21 protein-coding genes are annotated in these 22,770 nt (G+C 61.7%); 10 read left to right on the top strand and 11 right to left on the bottom strand.

Annotation, left to right across the window (positions count from 1 at the left end):
- Window positions 1–5: 5 nt before the first annotated feature.
- The 6 genes from KFF05_03825 to KFF05_03800 form a co-directional block, all read right to left on the bottom strand.
- Window positions 6–593, bottom strand: a complete 588-nt coding sequence (locus KFF05_03825; protein UTW52514.1) for a DsbE family thiol:disulfide interchange protein — start codon at window positions 591–593, stop codon at window positions 6–8.
- The gene (locus KFF05_03820; protein UTW52513.1) at window positions 586–729 is read right to left on the bottom strand and encodes a hypothetical protein; all 144 of its coding nucleotides are present in this window, start codon (window positions 727–729) and stop codon (window positions 586–588) included. Before KFF05_03820 ends, KFF05_03825 begins: the two co-directional genes overlap by 8 nt.
- On the bottom strand, window positions 726–1,175 hold the full coding sequence (locus KFF05_03815; protein UTW52512.1) for a cytochrome c: 450 nt from the start codon (window positions 1,173–1,175) through the stop codon (window positions 726–728). Before KFF05_03815 ends, KFF05_03820 begins: the two co-directional genes overlap by 4 nt.
- Window positions 1,172–1,621, bottom strand: a complete 450-nt coding sequence (locus KFF05_03810; GenBank protein UTW52511.1) for a DUF411 domain-containing protein — start codon at window positions 1,619–1,621, stop codon at window positions 1,172–1,174. The genes KFF05_03815 and KFF05_03810 overlap by 4 nt, the downstream gene beginning before the upstream one ends.
- 79 nt (window positions 1,622–1,700) lie before the next feature.
- On the bottom strand, window positions 1,701–3,143 hold the full coding sequence (locus tag KFF05_03805; protein ID UTW52510.1) for a multicopper oxidase family protein: 1,443 nt from the start codon (window positions 3,141–3,143) through the stop codon (window positions 1,701–1,703).
- Between the two features lie 134 nt (window positions 3,144–3,277).
- Window positions 3,278–3,631 carry a hypothetical protein gene (locus KFF05_03800; GenBank protein ID UTW52509.1) on the bottom strand — a complete coding sequence of 118 codons (354 nt, stop codon included), beginning with the start codon at window positions 3,629–3,631 and terminating at the stop codon, window positions 3,278–3,280.
- Between the two features lie 102 nt (window positions 3,632–3,733).
- On the opposite strand from KFF05_03800, the gene KFF05_03795 reads away from it, so the two are divergent.
- The 6 genes from KFF05_03795 (at window position 3,734) to KFF05_03770 (ending at window position 10,731) form a co-directional block, all read left to right on the top strand.
- Complete coding sequence (locus tag KFF05_03795) at window positions 3,734–4,144, top strand: heavy metal-responsive transcriptional regulator (GenBank protein ID UTW53567.1); 411 nt, start codon at window positions 3,734–3,736, stop codon at window positions 4,142–4,144.
- A 1-nt stretch (window position 4,145) separates the two neighbouring features.
- Complete coding sequence (locus tag KFF05_03790; GenBank protein ID UTW52508.1) at window positions 4,146–4,883, top strand: MerC domain-containing protein; 738 nt, start codon at window positions 4,146–4,148, stop codon at window positions 4,881–4,883.
- 37 nt (window positions 4,884–4,920) lie between these two features.
- Window positions 4,921–5,184, top strand: a complete 264-nt coding sequence (locus tag KFF05_03785) for a thioredoxin family protein (GenBank protein UTW52507.1) — start codon at window positions 4,921–4,923, stop codon at window positions 5,182–5,184.
- A 555-nt stretch (window positions 5,185–5,739) separates the two neighbouring features.
- Entirely contained in the window at window positions 5,740–6,138 is a 399-nt protein-coding gene (locus tag KFF05_03780) for a FixH family protein (protein ID UTW52506.1), read from the top strand.
- 145 nt (window positions 6,139–6,283) lie between these two features.
- A complete protein-coding gene (locus KFF05_03775) occupies window positions 6,284–7,612 on the top strand; it encodes an efflux RND transporter periplasmic adaptor subunit (protein ID UTW52505.1) in 1,329 nt (442 codons plus the stop codon).
- On the top strand, window positions 7,609–10,731 hold the full coding sequence (locus KFF05_03770; protein ID UTW52504.1) for an efflux RND transporter permease subunit: 3,123 nt from the start codon (window positions 7,609–7,611) through the stop codon (window positions 10,729–10,731). Before KFF05_03775 ends, KFF05_03770 begins: the two co-directional genes overlap by 4 nt.
- Before the next feature lie 617 nt (window positions 10,732–11,348).
- On the opposite strand, the gene KFF05_03765 is transcribed toward KFF05_03770, so the two are convergent.
- The 4 genes from KFF05_03765 to KFF05_03750 all read right to left on the bottom strand — a co-directional run bounded on the left by KFF05_03765 (window position 11,349) and on the right by KFF05_03750 (window position 16,532).
- Window positions 11,349–13,283: a TRAP transporter fused permease subunit gene (locus KFF05_03765; GenBank protein UTW52503.1), complete on the bottom strand. Its 1,935-nt coding sequence runs from the start codon at window positions 13,281–13,283 to the stop codon at window positions 11,349–11,351.
- A 36-nt stretch (window positions 13,284–13,319) separates the two neighbouring features.
- Window positions 13,320–14,327, bottom strand: a complete 1,008-nt coding sequence (locus KFF05_03760; protein UTW52502.1) for a TAXI family TRAP transporter solute-binding subunit — start codon at window positions 14,325–14,327, stop codon at window positions 13,320–13,322.
- 113 nt (window positions 14,328–14,440) lie between these two features.
- Window positions 14,441–15,364 carry an SMP-30/gluconolactonase/LRE family protein gene (locus KFF05_03755; GenBank protein ID UTW52501.1) on the bottom strand — a complete coding sequence of 308 codons (924 nt, stop codon included), beginning with the start codon at window positions 15,362–15,364 and terminating at the stop codon, window positions 14,441–14,443.
- A 40-nt stretch (window positions 15,365–15,404) separates the two neighbouring features.
- Window positions 15,405–16,532 carry an Ldh family oxidoreductase gene (locus KFF05_03750; protein ID UTW52500.1) on the bottom strand — a complete coding sequence of 376 codons (1,128 nt, stop codon included), beginning with the start codon at window positions 16,530–16,532 and terminating at the stop codon, window positions 15,405–15,407.
- A 200-nt stretch (window positions 16,533–16,732) separates the two neighbouring features.
- On the opposite strand from KFF05_03750, the gene KFF05_03745 reads away from it, so the two are divergent.
- On the top strand, window positions 16,733–17,626 hold the full coding sequence (locus KFF05_03745; GenBank protein ID UTW52499.1) for a GntR family transcriptional regulator: 894 nt from the start codon (window positions 16,733–16,735) through the stop codon (window positions 17,624–17,626).
- A 40-nt stretch (window positions 17,627–17,666) separates the two neighbouring features.
- On the opposite strand, the gene recQ is transcribed toward KFF05_03745, so the two are convergent.
- Window positions 17,667–19,490: a DNA helicase RecQ gene (gene recQ / locus KFF05_03740; GenBank protein UTW52498.1), complete on the bottom strand. Its 1,824-nt coding sequence runs from the start codon at window positions 19,488–19,490 to the stop codon at window positions 17,667–17,669.
- A gap of 459 nt (window positions 19,491–19,949) precedes the next feature.
- On the opposite strand from recQ, the gene KFF05_03735 reads away from it, so the two are divergent.
- The 3 genes from KFF05_03735 to KFF05_03725 all read left to right on the top strand — a co-directional run bounded on the left by KFF05_03735 (window position 19,950) and on the right by KFF05_03725 (window position 22,720).
- Window positions 19,950–21,134, top strand: coding sequence for a peptidoglycan-binding protein (locus KFF05_03735; GenBank protein UTW52497.1), 1,185 nt, complete (start codon window positions 19,950–19,952; stop codon window positions 21,132–21,134).
- Between the two features lie 66 nt (window positions 21,135–21,200).
- A complete protein-coding gene (locus KFF05_03730) occupies window positions 21,201–21,779 on the top strand; it encodes a hypothetical protein (protein ID UTW52496.1) in 579 nt (192 codons plus the stop codon).
- Window positions 21,780–22,033: 254 nt separating this feature from the next.
- Window positions 22,034–22,720 (top strand): HNH endonuclease, encoded by a 687-nt coding sequence (locus tag KFF05_03725; GenBank protein ID UTW52495.1) that lies wholly within the window; start codon window positions 22,034–22,036, stop codon window positions 22,718–22,720.
- Window positions 22,721–22,770 lie beyond the last annotated feature (50 nt).

The raw sequence follows: 22,770 nt of genomic DNA, 5'->3' as shown, positions 1-22,770 counted from the left end.
CCCGGTCATGGTTTCTCTCCTTCGGTTTTTCGACGAAGGTGGTCGATGATCGGCAAGAGCGTTTCGCCCACGATTTCCCGCGTTACGGCGCCCACGTGCTTGTAGGCGACGCGTCCATCGGCGGAGACGATGAACGTTTCCGGCACGCCGTAGACTCCCCAATCGATGGCGACACGACCATCCAAATCTGCACCTGTTCGTGCGTATGGATCACCCAGCCGGTTGAGCCAGGCCGACGCGTCGTCGGGAGTATCCTTGTAATTCAGCCCGTGGATCGGAACAGCGTTCCGCGCCTGCAGCTCCATCCAAACCGGATGCTCGGCCTTGCACGGAAGGCACCAGGACGCGAACACGTTGACGATCGACACCTCGCCAACTAGGTCCGACGAGGCCAGCCCCAGGGTTCGGCCCTTGACTGGCGGCAGGTTGAATTCCGGCACGGGTTTGTCGATCAAGGCCGAGGGCAAGACTTTCGGGTCGCGGGTCAATCCCCAGCCCAATGCCATCGCCAGCCCCGTGAACACCACCACAGGCGCCCAGAACCAAAGCACCGGACGGCGCGGACGTCTCTCCTCAAGGAATATCTCACTCATGACGGTTTTTCCCGCCGTGTGTGAACAGGTATTTGATCAACGCCGCAGCAGCCAACAAGGCCAGTCCGGCCGCCAGTGCGCCTACCAGGATCATTCCCCAACCCATGACGCAGTCGGTTCCCATCATATTGCTCATTGCTGTCTCGCCCTCTTGGTGACGTCCTTTTGCCGGCGCTGAAAGCGGTCCGGCCAGGTGCTTTTGATGAAGTCGAGGATTGACCAAATCTCATCGTCCGTAAGGATGTCGCCGAATGCAGGCATGTCGCTTTCGTAACCCTTGGGTGCCAAGGGCGGGACGATGCCGAACTTGGTCATTCGAAAGAGCTGGTCATCCGGGTGATGCCAGGTATGGCCCGTTCGGTCATGCGGTGGGGCCGGCAATCGGCCATCCGGCCGGCGGATCTGCCACTCGGGCTGCCCTTCCAGGTTCTTGCCGTGACAACTGGCGCAATGGGTCTGATAGATCTCGTGCCCCTGGGCCAACCTTTGACCCTCGGGGGCTTGCGCGGCAACCGGCAGAGAGACCGCCCCGACGGCTGCCGCGACCAGCATGAATGTCGCTGTTTTCAAACCCGCCATCATTCGACCGTGAAGACCTTTGCCGGCCCTTTGCCGAACTGGTAGACGATGAAAGGAGCGGCCTTGGTGCCCGACATGCCGGGTGATCCTTGCGGCATGCCCGGCAAGGAAATCCCCTTAATGTCTGGGCGTTCGGCCAGCAGCTTGTCGATGGCGGAAACAGGCACATGGCCCTCGACCACGTATTTGTCGAGTACCATGGTGTGGCAGCTTGCAAAGTCATCAGGCACGCTCATCTCACGTTTCATCAAGGGCAGGTCATGGGATTCCTTGACCGTCACCTTGAAGCCGTTCTGGCGCAGATAGTCGGCATAGCTTTCGCAGCATCCGCATTGCGGGTTCTTGATGATGGTGGCATCAGGCCGGTCGGCTGCCTGTGCGAATAGAGGAACGGATGCGGTGATTAGAGCTGCCATAACAGCGCCGGGTAAGGAGGTTCGTGAAATCATGGTTTTGTTTCTTTCCTGGGATTGATCGGATCGAGTGTCCGTCCAAGTGGAGTCATCTCGTATGGGTAATGGGGTTGCTTCAGGTCACCTGAATAACGGCCATCATGCCGCCGGCCTGATGTTCCAGGATGTGGCAGTGGAACATCCAGCCGCCGGGGTTGTCGGCGACGAAGGCGATCTCGACCTGTTCGCGCGGCGCCATCAGCACCGTGTCCTGCCATTCCTTGTGGCGGGTCGGCCGACCGTTTCGGCTGATCACCCGGAAGGAATGACCGTGCAGATGGATGGGATGATGCCAGGCGGTCTGGTTGTCGAGAGCGAGGACGTAGGAGCGGTTCCGCTCCAACGTCAGGATTGGGTCCATAATGTGGCCCGTGGCGACGACGCCGTTGACCGTCCAGGCCTTGCCGCTCCGCATCATCTCCATCATGCCGACCTCGCGGCCGCCCATCCTGGCCATGGACATCCCGCCCATCATGCCGCCACCGAAGGAGATTTCGTGGCGCTGAGCCGTTGCCAGGTCAGGCTCCGGCATGGTGTTCGCCGGTAACGCCATGACGCCGCCCTCCTCGCCCTCGCCCATCGGCTTCTCCCGCAGGCGGCTTGGACCGTAGACGATGTCCAGTAATCGGTATTGCAGGCGCCGGTAGAAGGTGTCCCTGACGGCGAAGGCATCACCCGGACTGCCGGGAAGATCCAGGATGAGGTCGATCCGCATGGCCGGCCCGATGTCGAGCCGCCCGCTGACTTGGTGGGGTTCGACGGGTTGGCCGTCATAGGCGATGATCCAAGGAGTATGACCTTCGAACTCCAGGCCGAAGATGCGGGCGTTGGCCGCATTGATCAGGCGCAGGCGAATGCGCTCACCCGCGTGCGCTTCGAACACGTCCGTGATTCGGCCATTGACGGTGACCGTGTTGCCGATACGGCCGGCATGACTCATGTCATGGCGGTTTCCGAAATCTTCGCTGATCTGAGCGTCCTTCAGCAGACGCCAATCGTCGAGCACCCAGGTCACGTCACGATCAACCTGCGGCGGGTTCGGCTCTCCGATGATCAAGGGGCCGTAAAGCCCCCGCCCGACCTGCTCGAAACTGCGCTGATGGGGGTGGTACCAATAGGTTCCGGCATCCGGCGCGTCGAATTCATAGACGAAGGTTTCGCCGGGCCCGATGGGCTTCTGTGTCAGGTGCGGTACGCCGTCCATGGCATGGGGCACGCGCAGTCCATGCCAATGGACCGTCGTCTCTTCTGCCAAGTCGTTGCGCATGGCAACGCGCAGGCGTTCGCCCTGGCGCACCCGGATTTCCGGGCCGGGCACGCGGCCGTTGTACGACCAGACCTTGGTTTTGGCCCCGCCACTGTCAATTAAGTGGGTGTCGCCGGGGGCTGCGGTCAGATCGAATTGACGAACGGGGGACGCAGACACAACCCAGGCGGGCATGGCGGCCATGCCTGCTACGGAGCCGGCAGCGGCCAGGAAGGAGCGGCGCGACAGGCCGTCGAAGAACATGTTTTGCATTATGTGGTTTCCATTCTCGGGTATGAGCGTGGACAGGCGGATGCCTGTTCCGACGTAATGCCACCTGCCTCAGATCGAGGAAGTGGACCTAGGAGCGGTGTTCAGCGGAAACGGAAGCTTCCGCCGGCAGCGCTCTAACCGAGAATGGATTTAGGGGGAGACGGGTCGAGAAGTGGTCCAGAAGACCGAACAAATTGCCTGCGATCCAGATGATAAGTCCCGTTTTCGATCACGCTAACGGCCGTAAGTGCATCGGCCATATCGACAGCCGACAGATGACAGGCTGATGCACAATCCACCGACATCTTTGTGCTGTCATCACCGGTGCCGCAGGCAGTGCAACTGTCGCCGCTGGCCCCTTGGGTATCCCCTGCCATGGCCATGTCGACACGCATTTGCCCAGCCTGGACAACGGAAACGACGGATCCCACGCCCACCGCGAGCAGCAGGGCAAAAATCAAAAGACGGGATCGCAACAGGCGTCTCATGGGTAGGGAGTGTTGCCATCAATCATGGCCGGATCAAGGCAAAATTCCACCTTGACCCTGAAGTATACTACAGGGGGTAGGATGCCAGGAATCGATGGAGATATTGAAATGCTGAACATCGGAGATGTCGCCCGGCAAGGCGGTGTCAGTGTCGAAACCCTGCGTTACTACGAAACACAGGGACTGATCGAGACGCCCGAGCGGGATGCGAACGGCTACCGGAAATACGAACCTGAGGTGGTCCGTCATATCCAGTTCATCAAACGCGCTCAGGATGTTGGGTTCACTTTGCGGGATATCGGTGACCTTCTCTCGCTCAAGGCCGATCCGGGGGCATCGTGCGGCGATGTTCGCGACCGGGCGCTGGGGAAACTCAGTGAGATCGAGGACAAAATCGACGTCCTGTCGAGGATGCGGGACATCCTTGCGACGTGGACACAGGCTTGCCCCAGCACAGGACCGGTGAGCGAGTGCCCGATCCTCGATGCTCTGGAGGCCGAGAAAGGACTTTGACATGCCGGCTGTTGAACTCGTCTATGAAAAGACCTGTCCGAATATCGAAGGCGCGCGGAAACAATTGATCGCGGCGTTCGGTGCGGCCGGCGTGCCCCCTACCTGGTCGGAGTGGGAGGTCGATGATCCAGGCGCACCGGATCATGTCCGTTCCTATGGCTCGCCGACGATCTTGGTCGATGGCGAGGACGTATCAGGCATTCCTCTTGAAGAAGCCGGTTCATGTTGCCGCATCTATGCGCTGGAAGGCGAAGCGCGCGGCGTACCGCCGCTCGATCAGATTGTGGCGGCACTGACGCCGGGTTCTGAAACCGGTGAGGCCGTCGGGGCCTTTCGCTTGAACGCGGCGATGGTCCCATCCATTGGTGCCGCTTTGCTGCCGAAACTTGCCTGCCCCGCCTGCTGGCCGGCGTATGCCGGTTTGTTCAGCAGCTTCGGCATCGGGTTCATCGACTATACGCCGTATCTGTTGCCCCTGACCGGGGCGTTCCTTGCCATTGCGGTTTTTGCATTGGCCTACCGCGCGCGGACCCGGCGCGGCTACCTGCCATTTGGTTTGGGTCTTATCGCTGCAGGGATTGTCTTGATCGGCAAGTTCGGCTTCGACAGCGACCCGGTCATGTGGGCTGGCCTTGGCGTGCTTGTCGCCGCGTCCTTGTGGAACACCTGGCCGATGCGACGCAGTCATCAATCCGGCCAAGCGGCCGAGTGTCCTGCTTGTGTGGGCGCTCCCGGCTGAACTGGTCATTTGGAAAATCAGCAAAGGAGATCAAACAATGGCTGATAAACGCAAGATCGAAGTCTTCAGCGCCGGCTGCGGCCTGTGCGAAGAAACCATCGAAATGGTCAACAAGATGGCCTGCTCGAATTGCGAGGTGTCCATCCTCGACATGAAGGACGCAGGCGTGGCGGCCAAGGCCAAGGAGCTTGGCGTGCGCTCACTTCCCGCCGTGGTGGTGAATGGCGTTCTGGCCTCTTGTTGCGCTGGGCGCGGTCCGGATGAGGCCGCGTTGCGGGCAGCAGGTGTGGGCGCAGGTTGATCCATTTGCTTCATCCGCCGTCCCAAGATTGTGTCGGCAACACCCAATCGTGAATTCGCGATCTCCATTTGATGCTTGACGGTTGTTTGCGATGCGGCAATATGCCGGCAAGGAGATAGCCCACTTGCGCCGATGTCGTTTCACGCTTGTTGTGTTGACTATGCTTGCGATTGCATTGGCGCCGCTGAGCATTGCACAGGCTATGCAAGACAAGCAGGCGGCTTATACGGATGCTGGTCCTGCATCTAAGATTTTGGAGCATTGTGCCGGTGTAAAAGCCTCCGAAAACGGACCCGTTTCGGATTGTTGTGGGCCTGATGCAGGCTGTGAACCTGAGGCCTGCGCCGTTAATTGGCTGTCCCCCTTCAATCCCCCGATGCTGACGGTTGAATCCGTTCCGGACAACGAACCGCTGATTCAAGCAATGACGATGCAAGGACCGCCGTCGGATTTATCGATGGGCTTGCCATCTCCTCCTCCACGATCCTGATCGAATGACGGACCGCCCGCGTTATCGCGCGGGTGGGTTTTCCCCTCATCGATAAGGATTGTTCCATGATTCCTACGCTTTTGAGGCGCACGGCGCTTGCCTGCTACGTCGCCCTTCTGACGGTGTCTTCTGCCCTGGCTGGCGCTGCGGACTACGAGTTCCAACCCGTTGCCGTCGACGTGAAGAATGGCGCTGGCAGCGCGCTGGCCGTACGCCTGATCCACAAACCAACCAACAAGCCGGTGCCGGGAGCAGTGGTATTCCGCACACGGCTCGACATGGGGCCCGACAAAATGGCGGCGATGACCGCCGAACACCGGGCGGTGCCCGGTGACGAGCCGGGTGTCTATCGTTTCACCGCCGACCTGACCATGGCCGGCGGCTGGGCGCTGCGATTGATGGCCAAGGTCCAGGGCGAAGCCGAGACCGTGCAGGGCGTCGTTGTGTTCCAAGCCAGGAATTGAGGAATTAAAGATGAAAAAGTCGCTCGTATGTTTAGTTCTGCTTGGGACTGTGCCCGCGGTTCTTGTGTTGGGATATCGCCTAGGTGCAGGAGAATGGCCCGACCCACGCCAATTGGCTGTCAGCCCGAGTGTCTCGACGCCTGCCATGGCTGAGGGCGTGACCGCGGGAAGGGTGCTTTATTGGAAGCATCCTGATGGTCAGCCGGAGTATTCGGCCGAGCCCAAGAAGTCCGCCGACGGCCGCGACTTCATCCCAGTCCACGACGACGAGGAGCCGGACTTCGTCGAAGCCGGGCCGAAGGCGCCACCGATGGCGGCCGAGGGTGGGCCGAAGAAGATCCTCTATTACCGCAACCCTATGGGGTTGCCCGACACTTCGCCGGTTCCCAAGAAGGACTGGATGGGCATGGACTACATTCCTGTCTACGAGGGTGAGGAGGATAGCGGCGCTACCGTCAAGGTCAGCTTGGCCAAGGTGCAGACCTCGGGTGTGCGCTCGGCGCCTGTGGAACTGCGGCGGCTCGTCCGTCCCGTGCGTGCCCCTGCCGTCGCCAAACACGATGAACGGACGCTCTACTCCGTCGTGCTGCGGGCCGACAGCTTCATCGAGGCGCTCTACGTCAATGAGACCGGCCGCCACATCAAGAAAGGCGAGCCGCTGTTTCGCGTCTACAGCCCCGAAATGGTGCGGGTGCAGGTGGACTATCGCTCGTCCGCCCTGTCATCGGGGCGGCGCGATGAGAAAGGCGCCCTGCAACGCCTGGAGAACCTACAGATCCCGCCCAAGGTCATAGCAGCCTTGCGCAAGTCCGGCGACCCGGTCATGTCCATCGACTGGCCGTCGCCGGTATCCGGTGTGGCCATGGCGAAGAAGGCCGTCAACGGTATGATGATGAAGGCTGGCGACGAGGCGATGCGTATTGCGGGACTGGACCCGGTATGGGTTATTGCCGACATAGCAGAACAAGACATCGGACATGTGCGCGAGGGCGATCGGGCGCGCGTCACCTTCCGTGCCCTTCCCGGTCAAGTGTACGAGGGCCGCGTCACGTTCATCTTGCATGAACTGGACATGGCCACGCGGACCGGCAAGGTGCGGATCGAGGTCGCCAACCCCGAGCATCGCATCCTTCACGAGATGTTTGCCGAGGCCGAGATCGAGACGGGAGGCGATAGGCATGAACGTCTGACCGTGCCCCGTTCCGCTTTGATTGACAGCGGCAACCGACAGGTCGTCATCCTGGACTTGGGCGAAGGCCGGTTCGAGCCGCGCCCGGTTAAGATCGGCTTGCGCGCCGATGATTATGTCGAGATCACCGAGGGTGTCGCTGCGGGTGACCAGGTCGTCGTCGCGGCTACTTTCTTAATCGATGCCGAAAGCAACCTGAAGGCGGCGCTCTCAGGTTTCACGGCGGACGCACCGGCTCCCGACAAAGCAACCGAACCTGCGAGTCCGGCGGAGAACAAGCCATGATCGCCAAGTTGATCCGATGGTCGGCCAACAACCTGGTTCTGATGCTAATGGCGGCCGTTCTGGCGACCGGTGTCGGCCTGTACGCCGTGACCAAGGTGCCGTTGGACGCCATTCCCGACCTGTCCGACACGCAGGTCATCGTTTACACCGAGTACACCGGCCAGGCGCCTCAGGTGATCGAGGACCAAGTCACCTACCCGCTGTCTACCGCACTTCTCTCTGTTCCAAAGTCCCGTGTGGTCCGCGGCTTCTCCTTCTTTGGCGTGTCCTTCGTCTACGTCATATTCGAGGAAGGGACCGACATCTACTGGGCCCGATCCCGCGTGCTGGAGTACCTGTCTGCGGCCACCCGCACTTTGCCGGCGGGAGTCGTGCCGACACTGGGACCAGATGCCACGGGCGTTGGCTGGGTCTACCAGTACGCGGTGATGGCGGCCAAACGCAGTCTGGCGGAACTGCGCACGACGCAAGACTGGCAGGTCCGCTTCGCGGTTGCCAAAGCCGAAGGCATCGCCGAGGTGGCGAGCGTCGGCGGCTTCGTCAAGCAGTACTCCGTCGTGGTTAATCCCCGCCGCCTGCGGGCCTTTAACCTGTCGCTGGATACCGTGCGCGAGGCCATTCGGCAATCGAACATGGACGTGGGTGGCCGTGTGGTCGAGATGGCGGAGACGGAGTTCATGGTCCGGGGCCGGGGGTATCTGCGCGGCATCGATGACCTGGAGATGATCGTCCTCAAGGCCGAGGCCGGTGCGCCGGTCCTGCTACGCGACATTGCCCGTGTGGAACTGGCGCCCGATGAGCGGCGCGGGATCACGGAACTGAACGGCGAGGGCGAGGTGGTCTCCGGTATCGCCGTTCAGCGGTATGGCCAGAACGCGCTGTCGGTCATCGCCAGCGTCAAGGACCGCCTGGCCGAGATCGCCGGCAGCCTACCCGAAGGTACGGAGATCGTGCCGGTCTACGACCGGTCCAACCTGATCCATAGCGCCATCGAGACCCTGAAGACGACATTGATCGAGGAGAGCATCATCGTCGCCCTGGTCTGCATCGTCTTTCTGTTGCATGTCCGCAGTGCCCTGGTCGCCATCGTCACCCTGCCCCTCGGCATCCTGATCGCCTACATATGCATGTGGTTGCTGGGCATCTCGTCGAACATCATGAGCCTGGGCGGTATCGCCATCGCCATCGGCGCCATGGTCGACGCCGCCATCGTGATGATCGACAACGCCCACAAGCATCTGGAGCGCGCCGCACCGGACAAACCCAGACGGGAGATTATGATCGAGGCGGCATCGGAAGTCGGGCCGTCGCTGTTCTTCTCCCTCCTCATCATCACCGTGTCGTTCTTGCCCATTTTCGCGCTCGAGGCGCAGGAAGGCCTGTTGTTCAAACCGCTGGCCTGGACCAAGACCTTCGCCATGGCAGCGGGGGCGCTGTTGTCGGTCACCGTGGTGCCCGCACTGATGATCCTGTTCATTCGTGGCCGGATCATTCCGGAAAAGAAGAACCCGTTGAACCGCCTGCTGATCTGGCTTTATCGGCCGGTCATCCGCCTTGTCCTGAGGGCCAAGACGCTGACCATCGCCGTCGCGGTCGCCGCGCTCGCTGCAAGTTACTGGCCGGCTGCCAAGCTGGGAACCGAGTTCATGCCCAACCTGGACGAAGGCACCATCATGTACATGCCGACGACCCTCCCGGGCCTGTCGATCACCAAGTCGGCGGAGCTTCTCCAACTCCAGAATCGCATCATCAAAACCTTCCCGGAGGTCGCCAGCGTGTTCGGCAAGGCCGGCCGCGCCGCGACGGCTACCGACCCGGCGCCGACGGAGATGTTCGAGACGGTCATCAACCTGAAGCCAAAGTCGGAATGGCGGTCCGGCATGACTTCCGACAAGCTGATCCAGGAAATGGACCAGGCTCTACAGTTCCCCGGCGTGTCCAACGCCTGGACCATGCCCATCAAGGCACGCATCGACATGTTGGCGACCGGCATTCGCACGCCCGTCGGAGTCAAGGTGATCGGCCAGGACTTGGCGGTGATCGAGCGCCTGGCGCGGGAGATCGAGGCGGCGATCAAGACGGTTCCCGGCACGTCGAGCGCCTTTGCCGAGCGCATCATCGGCGGATACTACATGGATATCGTGCCGGACCGAGGCGAGCTGGCGCGCTATGGCCTGATGATCGGTGACGTGCAGCAGGTCGTCGCCTCTGCGCTGGGCGCCCAGACGGTGACCACGACGGTTGAAGGCCGGGAGCGATACGCCGTGTCCGTCCGCTATCCCCGTGACCTGCGTTCCGACCCGCAGGCCATCGCGCGGGAAGTTCTGGTGCCGTTGAAAAATGGTGCCTCCGTGCCGCTCGGCCAGGTTGCCCAAGTAAAGCTCAACCGGGGGCCCGGCTCGATCCGCACGGAGAACGCTCAACTGGCCGCGTACATCTACGTCGATGCCCGTGAACGTGATCTAGGCGGCTATGTTGCCGACGCCCGGAAAGCAGTGGCCGAGAGGGTCAGCTTCCCGGCCGGGTACTACGCCGTGTGGAGCGGCCAGTTCGAATACTACGAGCGGGCCAAGAAGCGCCTCGCCATCGTCGTGCCGCTGACCCTGCTCATCATCGTGCTACTGCTCTACATGAACTTCCGGCGCATGACGGAGACCTTGATCGTCATGCTGTCGTTGCCCTTTGCCCTTGTGGGTGGGCTATGGCTCATGTGGTGGATGGGTTTCAACCTGTCCGTCGCCGTAGCCGTCGGCTTTATCGCATTGGCCGGTGTCGCGGCGGAAACAGGCGTCATCATGCTGATCTACCTGGATCACGCGCTAGCGGCCCACCGCAAGGTTGCAGAAGTCGAGGGTCGGCCGCTGACGAGGGCCGACCTCTATGACGCCATCATGGAAGGTGCTGTCGAGAGGGTCCGGCCCAAGATGATGACCGTGGTTGCCATCATGGCCGGCCTGCTGCCGATCCTGTGGAGCGACGGCACCGGCTCCGAGGTCATGCAGCGCATCGCCGTGCCGATGATCGGCGGCATGGTGTCCTCGACGCTCCTTACCCTGGTGGTCATTCCAGCCGTCTATGCGGCGGTGAAAGGCGTTCGGTTGGCCAAGGAGAGGATCTAGACGCAAGAATGCGATGTCCGCTCCGGGTCAAAAGCGGATAATCAAATTCGAAATTTGGTTCGTCAGCTTTCAGTTATTTTACCGACATTGACTGATGAAATTGGACACCTGATCCTGCTGGCGGCTTCCCTGGTGAAACAGGAATTTTCACTGTTATCGTTTTTAGGGAATTTCTCTTGCTACCGCAGGTCTCCTGCCATCTCTGGGGAGCCAGTTTGACCGCAATGGGCGATCTCCAGAAAAATTCCCTGTATTTTCCCTATAGATCAGGGATATCAAACTAAGGAGCGGCCCGAGACCAGTTCGCTTGGGACTGTTTCCACCGCCAAAGCCCCCTTTTAATTACAAAGGGGCACTTGGTTATCTGATCTGCCCACACACGCCCGCCCAGCATTGCAAAGGCCAAAGCCTCAAGAGGTGGCTGGATTGTGCTGGAAACGCGATGCTGGCCGGCACGCAGCGCCAAGGCGAACTGGAAATCGACTTCAAAGGGGCTGAACGGCGACCTAGACGGGCCTTGCCGGATTTGCCGCCGTGTGGCGCTAGCGCCCAGACGCCGCGATGACGTCAACAGCGCTGATGTTTGCGGGTTTAAATCCCCGGTAAGGCAGGGCGCTTCAGGACGCCGCCCGGGCGCCACGCAACCAGGCGAATCCCAGCAACGCCGTGACAGCCACGACACCCGTGAGAATCACCGGGGTTTCGTGCGCGACGATGGCCGCCGCCCCCGCCAACATCAACCCACGCTCGATATAGCCGAGCCTAACCTTGAAATACCCGATCTGCCCCGCCGTCGCGGCAATCACCGCCAGTAACAGCGCCAGAATATAGGCGGTCGTCGGCAGCCAGGTTTCCGCGTTCAGGTCCTGCAGGTTGATTTCCGGATGGTAGACCCAGACGATGGGCAGCACGAAGGCGACCAGGGAAAGGCGAAGTGCCCGCGCCGCCAACTTCAACGGACTGACTTTCGCAATCGCTGCGGCGGCGAACACGGCCAACGCCACCGGCGGCGTGATCGCCGACAACACCGCGTAGTAGAACACGAACAGATGGGTCTGCAGCGTCTCGACGCCCAGGTTCATGATCGCCGGCCCGGCAACGAACACGACCATCAGGTAGGATGCCGCTGTCGGCAACCCCATCCCCAGGATGATCGAGCAGGTCGCCGCCAGGACCAACGCGACCAGCAGGCTGTCCCCCCCCACCGCGACGATCATCTGGTTCAGCTTGATCCCCAAACCGGTGCTAGTGAACGATGCGATGACGATGCCGATGGCGGCGCAGGCGATCATCACCGCGATGCCGTCGCGCCCGCCGTCGACGATGAAGGTAACGGCCTTACCAAGGTCCAGACGCGTATCCGCGAACAACTGCGCCACGGCCAGCACCACGCCGGTCGCGGCAAGGCCACAGAAGGTCGGCGAGAACCCGAGAAACAAAAGGGCGATCAAGGTCGCGAACCCGGCCACCAGAGTCACCGCCTGCGCCCTTCGCGCGGGCGTCATTGCCGTGTCGGTTTCTTCGTCCTGGCTTTCGATGCCGTGCTTTTCCGCCTGCAGAGCGACGGCGATCATCAGCGAGATGATGAACAGGAAGGCGGGCACCAGCGCCGCCAGCATGATCTTGGAATAAGGAATGCCGGTGATTTCCGACATGATGAAGGCGCCGACGCCCATGATCGGCGGCATGATCTGGCCGACGCAGGAGGCGCTGGCCTCGACCCCGCCGGCGAATTCCATGCGGTACCCGGCACGCCGCATCATCGGGATCGTCAGCACCCCCGTCGCTGACACGTTGGCCGGGGCCGAGCCGTTGATCGAGCCGAACATCGCCGAGGCGATGATCGCGCATTGCGCCGGGCCGGACTTGCGCCCGCGCGTCAGGCGCATGGCCATGAAATTGAAGAAGTCTCCGGCCCCGGACACCCGCAGCGCAACGCCCAGAATGACGAAGACGAAAACCACGTCGACGACGGCGCCGAGCGCGATGCCGAAAATGCCCTGATAACTGTAGGAATATTCCAGGACCTCGGAAATCCAGAACGGCCGGTGCTGCAGAAGCCCCGGCATGTATTCGCCGTGGGTCATGTAGATGAACGCGGCGGCGACGACACCGATCAAAATCCAGCCTTCGACCCGGCGCGCCGCTTCGAGCACGCAAAACACGCCGACGGCGTAGCAGGTCAGATCCCAGGGTGTCGGGATGCCTTCCCGCAGAGAAGCGATCTCCTGGTACTGGTCCAGGTAATAAAGACCGCTGGCCACGGTCAGGATGACCAGCAGGACGGACAACAGGCTGTCCAATCCCGCGTTCACTTGCTGCGACGGGCCGGGGTAGAAACAATAGATCGCGGTCATCCCCAGGGTCAGGACGACGGCGTATTGCGCCGGCCCCGGCAGTTGGCCGAAAGCCGTGGTGTAGAGAATGAAGACCGTAATGGCCGAACAGGCGAGAGCGCCAAGGACATGCATCAGGCGTTTGACGGGGCCGGCATCCGCCGGCACGCCCAAGGCATTCGTGAATAGGTTTTTCAGGTTCACCGATTTGTCCATGAAACTCTCGCCCGCCCTACCAATTACGCGTCGGTCTTACTTCAGAAGACCGATTTCCTTGAAGTATTTCGCCGCACCGGGGTGCAGGTCCACCGACAGGCCTTCGATCGCCACTTCACGCTTGATCAGTGACAGCGCCAGGCTGGTCTTGTTGACCTCGGCGACGTTTTCCCAAACGGTCTTGGTCAGATCGTAGGCGACCTCTTCCGGCATGGTGTCGTGGACCACCCACATGAAGGGAAAAGCCCAGAAATACTGGTCGCCGTTCGCCTTGACCCGGCCCTCATAGGCCTTCTCGATGGTTTCGGCGGGGATATGCTTCAGCACATAGAATTCGCCGTTGGTGATGGATTTACGGAACTCGGCCATCTTCTCCGGTTCGGGCGAGGCGAATTTCAGTTCCATCTTGCGGGACGCGTTGTCGATGGCGGCGTGCGGAATGCCGCCGAACACGAAGGCGCCGTCCATGGAGCCGTTGGCCATCTGGTCGAGCGCCGGTGCGTACTTCATGTAGACGCCGCCCGTTTCCTTTTCCATGTCGATGCCGTGGACCTTCAGCATGGTCTGGGTCACGCGGCCGCCGTTGCCGCCGGGACGGCCGATGGAGAATTTCTTGCCCTTGAAGTCAGAGAAGGTCTTCACGTTCTGATCGGCCTTGAAGACATATTGCGCGGCCGCCGTCTGAAGGGCGAACAGGGCCTTCATCTTCTTGTACTTGGCGACCAGGGCGTCCGGGTCCTTCTTGAATTTGCCGGCCTTCTGGGTCGCATCCTTGAAATGCGGCGCGCCGATCATGGCGATGTCGACCTTGCCTTGGGCCAGCTTGCGCACGCCGCCGGCCGTGCCGTTGTCGACCACGGTCATCTTGTGCTTGCTGCCGGCCTTGATCAGCAGGTTCGACCAGACCACGGCGAAGGCGTAGTCGTCACTGGTCGGGGAAACGGCGCTGATGACGATTTCGTCGGCCTTGACCGGCGTGGCCAGACCGCTCGCGGTGACCGCCAGGGCCGCGGCACCGGCGATCAGAGTTTTATGGAAACGCATGCTTATCCTCCCTTTGAAGATTTGATGCCTGAATGAACCCCGAGACTTGGTTTGCTGCACGCGGCGGCACTCGGGAAGGCTCCGCCGCGGGCTGTCGTGGAGACCGGAAGGCCTTACCCCGCCGTCTGCTGCGCGTAGGTCGGCAGGCCGGGAACGTCCAGGTCAGCGACCAAAATCTGGCCCGTCGAGGCTTCGGTGATGTAAAGGCGCTTGTTGTCCGGCCCGCCATAGGCGGCATTGGTCAGGTCATGCCCGGCGCAGGACCGGATCCGGTAAAGGGGTTCGCCGAACTTGCTGAACAACCAGACGGAATCCGTGCCGCACTGACAGACGACAACGTTGCCGTCGACGTCCGCGGCGATACCGTCGGGGCCCGTGTGCCCCCCTTGCATATGCAGGAAGATGCTGGCCTTGGTCGAACTGCCGTCGCCGTGGATCGGCAGGCGCCAGACCTGATTGGCCCGGGTGACGGCGACATAGAGGATCTTGCCGTCGGGGCTGAAGGTCATGCCGTTGGGGCTGGGCACCGTATCGATCAGGCAGTCGACCGTGTCATCCCGGTTCAGGCGATAGACCTTGCCGGTCGGATCCTGCATCCCGGTCTGCCCCTGGTCGTTGAAGTACAGGTTGCCCTTGGCGTCGAACACCAGATCATTCAACCCCTTGAAGCCCTCGCGGCGCAGACGCTTGAGCACGTAGGTGACGTCGCCCGTACGCGGGTCGACCTTGACGATGCCGTTCTTGTGGTCGGCCAGGAACAATTGTCCTTCGGCGTCGATGGCCATGCCATTCGGTTCGCCGTCGTATTCCGCGACCAGGTCGAATTCACCGTCCGGCGTGATGCGGAACACCCGCCCGAACGGGATATCGGTGACCAGCAAGTTGCCGTCACGATCGAAGCTGGGCCCTTCGAAAAACGAATGCAGGTTGGGGTTTTCCTTGCCGAAAGCCCATTCGGAAATCCGATCCTTGACCCGATACTTCTCGGGCAGGCGGGCAAACACCTCGGTTTTGAGCTCTGGTGGCGCTGCGAACATCGTGGGGTCTCCTAGCCCTGTTCCATTCGGGTCGGCCGCGTCATTCCGCGGCCACCGTCCGTCCGGCATCATCGAACGGCCAGGCGACGTCCGCCGCGCGGCCCAGGTCCTGAAGATCGGCGATCACGTCCGGCGACAGGGGCACGCCCTGCCGGGCGGATTCCGCAACCTTGTTGGCCTCGATCTCGCCGGGGGCATAGATCTCGTTGACCCCTTCCGCGCGGGGCGAATTCTTGGCCGTGTTCGTGGTTTTCGTCATGGCCTCGAAGAAATTCTCCAGCGGCTGGAACAGGTCCGCCCGGGCGACGACGATCAGATGACCCACGTTCTGCGGCCGGTCCAATTCCTTGAACGGATTGGCGATGGAGCCCGCATGACCGGCCCCGGTGAAGACGCCGCCGACCACGTCCATCATCCACGACATCGCCGCCCCCTTGACCCCGCCGAACGGCAGCACGACGCCGTTGAACGCCGCCATGCCGTCGGTTGTCGGGCGGCCGTCTCTATCCAGCGCCAGGCCCTCGGGGATGGGATCGCCGCGCTGGGCCGCGAATTTCAGCTTGCCGCGCGCGACCACGGACATCGCCATATCGATCAGGAACGGCGCCTCGCCCGCCTTGGTCGGCGCGCCGAAGGAAAACGGGTTGGTGCCGAACAACTGGCTGCGCCCACCCCACGGCGGCAGAGCCGGTGACGCGTTGGTGTACAGCCACGTCAGCCGGCCGGCATCGGTGCCCATCTGCGTGTAATGGGCGGCCATGCCGAAATGGCCGCTGTTCTTGACCCCGACCATGGCGATGCCGGTGCGGCCGGAAATTTCGATGGCCTCTTCCATGGCGCGGCGGGCGACGACAAGTCCCAGGCCGTCGTCGCCATCGACCAGGGCCGCGGCGTCGGCGACATGATCGATCTTGATGTCCGGATGGGCCTTGGCGACACCGGCCTTAAGCCGACCACAATACATGCCGACGCGGGCGACGCCGTGGGACCAAACCCCGCGGGCGTCGGCGGCGATCAGAACGTCGGCGCAATAACCGGCATCCTCACGGTCCAGACCGTGATGAACGAATACATCCGTTACGAATGCATGCAGGGGATCGCAGGCGAACCGCTGCGCGCCCTCTTTCTCCGCCGGACCGCGCGGTCCGTCACCTTTGGGATGGGACAAGTCTGCTCCTCCGAACCGGGTCTTGCGTCGCCCGGCTTGTTGGTCTTTTTCACTGGCAGCCTGCGCTGCCAAGGGTTATTTTGCATATTCATCACAAGAAAAACATTTTGTAAAGTGCTGATGACCGGCCCTTATGTTCACCCAGGATGATTTCGGGTATTTGAAACCGCCATTCGCACAACCGGGGGAGAACCGACAGCATGGCCGAACGAACACTCAGCGGCCGGCTTGCCCGTGACATTCTGGGCAAAATTCGCGGCGGCGAATTCATGCCGGGGGACAAGCTGAACGCCCAATGGCTGGCCAGCGATTTGCGGGTCTCGCGCACGCCCGTTCTGAAGGCCTTGAAGATCCTTGCCGACAGCGGCATCGCCGAACACCGGCCGAACCGCGGCTACACCGTCGCGGACACCCCGCCTCCGGCCAAGATCAAGGATCTCAAGGAACCCTCATCCGCATCGGATTTCTATTTCCGCCTGGCCGACGACTGGGTCGCCGGGCGGATATCCCAGGATGTGACGGAACAATTCCTGTTGCAGCACTACGACGTCAAACGGTCGGAAATCACCAGCACCCTGTTCCGCGCGACCAATGAAGGCTGGGCCGAACGCAAACCGGGCTACGGCTGGACCCTCCTGCCCGTGGTCAACACGCCGGAAGCCTTTGAGCAGGTCTACCGCTTCCGCGCGGCGATCGAACCGGCCGCCCTCCTGGAGCCCACCTTCGAACTCGACTTCAAGGTTCTGGACGAATTGCAGCGCATTCAGGAACGCTACCTCGACGGCCTGGTCGAAACCGAAACGGCCGACCGTCTGGTCCTTGTCGGCCTGCATTTCCACGAGGCGATCATCAAGCTTTCGGGAAACATCTTCTTCCATCAGGCCCTTGTCCGGGTAAACCGCCTGCGCCGTCTTCTGGAAATCCGCTCCAGCGTCGACCGCAAACGGGTCTACGATCAGTTTTCCGGCCATCTGGAGCTCATCGGCCTACTGCGTCAGGGCGACCCCGTCGCGGCATCCTACTACATGCGCCAGCACCTCACCGAAGCCGCGGCGCGGAAAGGCCCCCTACAGCGGACCTACGGCAGTACATAAGCCACCACCGGCACCCGCCGCCCCTTATAATGGTTCGGCGCTAGGCTTCCGCCCCGGCGGACAGGCGTTCCAGGAACATCAGGCCGTATTCTTCCAGCTTCTTCGGGCCGACGCCGTTGATGTCGGCCATCTGTTCCAGGGTGGCGGGGCGGCTCAGGCACATTTCACGGAGCGTCGCGTCGGAAAACACGACATAGGCCGGCACGCCGCGCGCTTTGGCCAGTTCCTGGCGCAGCTTCTTCAGATTGGCGAGCAGACCGGCAAGCTCCGCCGGCAGGTCAGGCACGGCCCCGCGCCCGGTGCGACTGCGCGCCGTCGCGGCCTTGCCGGGGGCGGGCTCGCGGATCAGGAACTCGCCCTCGCCTTTCACCACCGCCTCGGCCCGTTCGGTCAGCTTCAGGCTGCCGTAGCCGTCGATATCGACCGAGAGATACCCCCCCGCCAGGGCCTGGCGGATGAAGCTCTGCCAATAGCCCTTGGCATGGGCCGCGCCGACGCCGTAGGTCGGCAATTGGTCATGGCCGCGGTCCTTGATCTTCTGGGTCGCCGCCCCCCTTAGAATGTCGATCAGATGGGCCGCCCCGAAGGCCTGGCCCGTGCGCAGCGCGGCGGAAAACAGCATCTGCGCCTGGGGCGTCGCGTCGATCAGTTTCGGCGGGTCCAGGCAGATGTCGCAATTGCCGCAAGGTTCCGTTGCCTCGTCGAAATAGGACAGCAGCGTCACCCGCCGGCAGGTCGTCGCCTCGCAATAGGCGAGCAGGGCATCCAGGCGCTTGTGTTCGCGCCGCCGATGATCGTCGTCCTCGCCGTCCTGGTCGATGAACTGGCGGCGCATGCGGATATCGTCCAGACCGTAGATCAGCTTCACGTCCGCCGCCGCGCCGTCGCGCCCGGCGCGGCCGATTTCCTGGTAATAGGCTTCCATGCTGCCCGGCAGGTTGAGGTGAAAGACATAGCGGATATCCGGCTTGTCGATGCCCATGCCGAAAGCGATGGTGGCGACCATGACCACGCCGTCCTCGGCCATGAAGACTTCCTGGTTGTCGCGGCGCACCTCGGCCGACAGGCCCGCGTGATAGGGCAGGGCCCGGTGGCCGCTGTCGTTGAGGAATTCACTGACCTCTTCCGTCAGGCGGCGGGACAGGCAATAGACGATGCCCGATTGCCCCGCCCGCGCGCCGATGAAATCCAACAGCTGACGCCGCCAATCGGCCTTCGGTTCGACCGCAAGGTGCAGGTTGGGCCGGTCGAAGCCGTGGACGATGATCTCGCCCCGGCCGGCGAACAGCTTGGCCGCGATGTCGCGGCGGGTCGCCTCGTCGGCGGTGGCGGTGAAGGCCGAAAACACGGCATCGGGAAAGGCGTCCTTGAGGTGCGACAAGGCCTCGTATTCCGGGCGGAAGTTCATGCCCCATTTGGAAATGCAATGGGCCTCGTCGACCACGAACATGTCGGGGCCGATCTTCTGCAGGGCGCGGATCATGCGCTCGGTCATCAGCCGCTCCGGCGACAGATAGAGCAGCTTGCAGGCCCCGCCCTGCACCCGTTTCCAATCGGCCACGTTGGCGTCGCGCTCGCGCCCGGAATGGATGCAGGCGGCATCGACGCCAAGGGCGCGCAGGGCCGCGACCTGATCGTCCATGAGGGCGACCAGGGGCGAGATCACCACCGTCAGGCCATCGAACACCAGGGCCGGGATCTGATAGCACAGCGACTTGCCCGCCCCCGTCGGCATGACGACCAGCGCATTCCGCCGCGCCAACAACCGCCCGACGATCTCCGCCTGCCCCGGGCGGAACGCCTGCAGCCCGAACACGGCATGCAGCAGGTCTTCGGCCTGGGCCTGGTGGGGGATCGCGTCCATGTTCATATGCGTTAAGGCTGTTCCGTAAAATGTCCGCAGGCGGCCCGCCCGATGCAGGCGAACCGGCGCCACCACCCCGGGATACCGCCCCGGGCAGGGGAAGTCAGGTGTTTTTCCTGGGGCACGCGCGATTGGTCGGAGTTTTTCGGGAAATCGGCTCACCGGACCGGCATCGGCAGGAATGGTGAGCCCACTTTCCATCTTGGAATAGGAATAAATACTTGACATCGACCGCAGGCCGCGCCATTGTCGCAACATAGAGCGCCCGCCGGGTCCCGCCGTGATGGTGGGGCAACCCCTCAAGCGGACAACGCCCCGACTCCCAACCACACAATTCCAGCAACCGGCCCGCCGGTCGGCCCTCCCCGTCCCGCATGACGATTGTCGCACCGGAGCGCCGCCGCGGCCTCAGCATCGCCGCGCCGGTCCTCCGCGACGTCGGCGCGCGAGGAGACGCCCATGCGCCCCCCTTTCCGCCTGAACAAGACCATCGGCGAGGCCTATGACATGGACCTGGCCGACACCCTCATCACCAAGCAGACCCTGGCCAGCCTGGGCCATCTGGAGACACCCGACGGCGGTTTCGACCCATACCCGGACCGGCCCATGATCGAGGCCGTGAAATCGTTCCAACGCGCCGAAGGCCTAACGGAGGACGGCGTCATGAAGCCGGACGGGCCGACGCTGGCACGCTTGAACAGTGCCCTGGAAAACGCGTCGGTACCCGCGTTCCCAAGCAACCGACAGGACACGAGCACGACGTCCCTGCTCGGCCCCGCCCCCGACCCCACTTCTCCCTTGGACCGTCATCTGACGAGTCTCTCGGCACGCCCGGGTGCCGAAGCCTCGGTGAGGCCAAGGCGTCCCGCCCCTGAGGGCGTCCAAGTCACCATGGCACCGGCGGTCACCTTGATCCCTCCACTGATTGGCCTCGCGGCAAGGACGCTGCTTGGACAAACGGCCCGAACGGCAACCGGCGCCGCGACCGCAGGCGCGGCCGGCGCGCTGATGGGACGAGTGTCGAAAGAGGGTCAGAATCAGACCGCCCCCGAGCGGACCGATATCGCCCCGGCATTTCCGCCGCCACCGAGATATGAGCCGCCCGACACGCCACTTCCGGACCGGACAGAAAGCCCGAGCAAGCCCATTGAACTATCCGATCTTTCTCAGCCGATCCCTGAAACATCCAAGTCGACGATCTTCATCCTTCCCGTGCCGGACGAAGACCTGCAGACATCTGGGATGATCGTGGAAGATCGCCGCGGCAATTTCCAAACGAAAGCTGAGATCGAGAGGATCCAGACCTGGATCGAAAAGACTCACCCCGATTGGACACACGAAGGGGGTGGGGCCGACCGAAAAAAAGGCGGACTTAGCCCCGAATATTGGATTCCTAGCGTCACCAAAACGTTTGGCGGCGATGGTCGGTCAGGCGGGACGTTCGTTGACCTCTCCTTTAAGACCCCATCCGGTAAATGGGTTCACTTCCAAACTGTCGACGTGGACCCAAAGACAGGGAAGGTAACGCAAAAGGAATTGGATGCCGCCGACCGAATTCGCCGGTCAGGCAAGAACGTTAACGTCATCCTAATTCCCAAAGGTGTACAAATGGGAAAGTACAATAAGCGTTCCAAAGGCAACTAACGCCTGTATCCTCGCCGCATGAGCAGGAGACACGGCGACACTTGCTTTCGAAGGCTGGATTTCGTGATGACGGAGCGGGATGAGCTCGCCTACAGCCGTGTGCTAACCGAGCTCATCCCCGACATCATATTCTATGAGTATGGCGGGCGCGCCAATTCGCAAATGCACCGGATACCCAACATTCCGGCGTCAAATGAATGGCAGGTGTATCTCACGATCCCCGAGCCGCACCAGTTGGCGGAATGGGCACGAAATTTCGATTTCGACTATCCCATCATCGGTTCGGCAATCTATGGATATTTTCATCGATCCGCCTGGGAATGGCCCGATCCGACCAAGAAATGGGCGTTCGATCCGCCGCTGATGGCGGAAGGTAATATTTCCGTCTGCTTCCCCTGCCTGAACGACGATCTGAAACGCCTTGCCGAGCAGATCGTCCGCAGCCTGAGCAAGGTCACAGCTCTTGGGAAACGGCGTTTCGGCCTGGATGCCTGCCGCTGGTCGCAGGCAGGAGGAAGCAAGCGACGGGGGCTCGGCCCCGGCGTCCTCATTGATCCGAATACAACAATCAAACTCAACAAGTATTACGACGATACGCTGTGGAACGACCGGCTGCCGGACGAACCGACGGGCATCCGCGTGTAGGATGCCTCCCTGAACTCCCTACGGAAATTCCCTGTCAGGAATATAAATTTGACCCCCGCAAAATAACAACCCGACGGCCTGTAGACCATCCATTGGCAGAATTGCGGACGTCAGCTAGGTTCAAGGAATGGGCTATTGCGTCTTCATGTTGCGTCCGGATTCTATCTACGACGACAGTCCGGCTGAGCAATACGCGCGGCTATTTCGCGATTGCACGCCTTCAAGAGATCATTCCAGACCCAAAAGCCCCTGACATGTTCCTCGCTGTGATCGAGCCGGGAAGCTACCTCGACTTCGCCCGCCCGGTTCCGTTTAGCGATAACAGCGGCCCAATCGAACGCGGTTTGCTCAACGAACATGGCCGCTTATCGGGCCGAACCCAATCCGCTGTCAGGCCGATCTCACCGGCAGATTTTTTACGCATCATTGAATACGGGTTAGATCAGAACGATCAAATCCTGCCACGCCTTGGGACAGAACAGACCGCACCCGGATTAGCTGAAGCGCAAACACTCTACACTGGCGAATCGGAAAGGGAGCGCTTCCAACAACTAACAAGCCGCATTGTGCGCGACAGAACATTCCGGCAGATCGTACTGCGCGCCTACGATGCGCGCTGTGCGATCACAGGTTTTAAGTTCATCAACGGTGGGGGACGGGCCGAGGTCGACGCGGCGCACATTCGGCCAGTGCAGTATGACGGCCCCGACATCATCAACAATGGAATCGCCCTGTCAGGCACCGCGCATTGGATGTTTGACCGTGGGTTGATCAGTCTAACGGACGACTTAGAAATTCTTATTTCCCGACAGGTCAACGATATCGACAGTGTGAAGTCCTTCATTAACAAAACAGGTCAAGCCACTCCGCCGCTACGGCCCGCAGATAGGCCGCATCCTCGCTTTCTTAGCTGGCACCGCGAAAATTGCTTTAAGGCCTGAACCATCATTTAGGATCACCTCCCCTCCCGATCTCATTTCCCGATATATCG

The sequence above is a fragment of the bacterium SCSIO 12827 genome (assembly GCA_024397995.1).
In the GTDB taxonomy this organism is placed as follows: Bacteria; Pseudomonadota; Alphaproteobacteria; order Rhodospirillales; family Casp-alpha2; genus UBA1479.
This window is presented reverse-complemented; position numbering and strand designations above follow the sequence as displayed.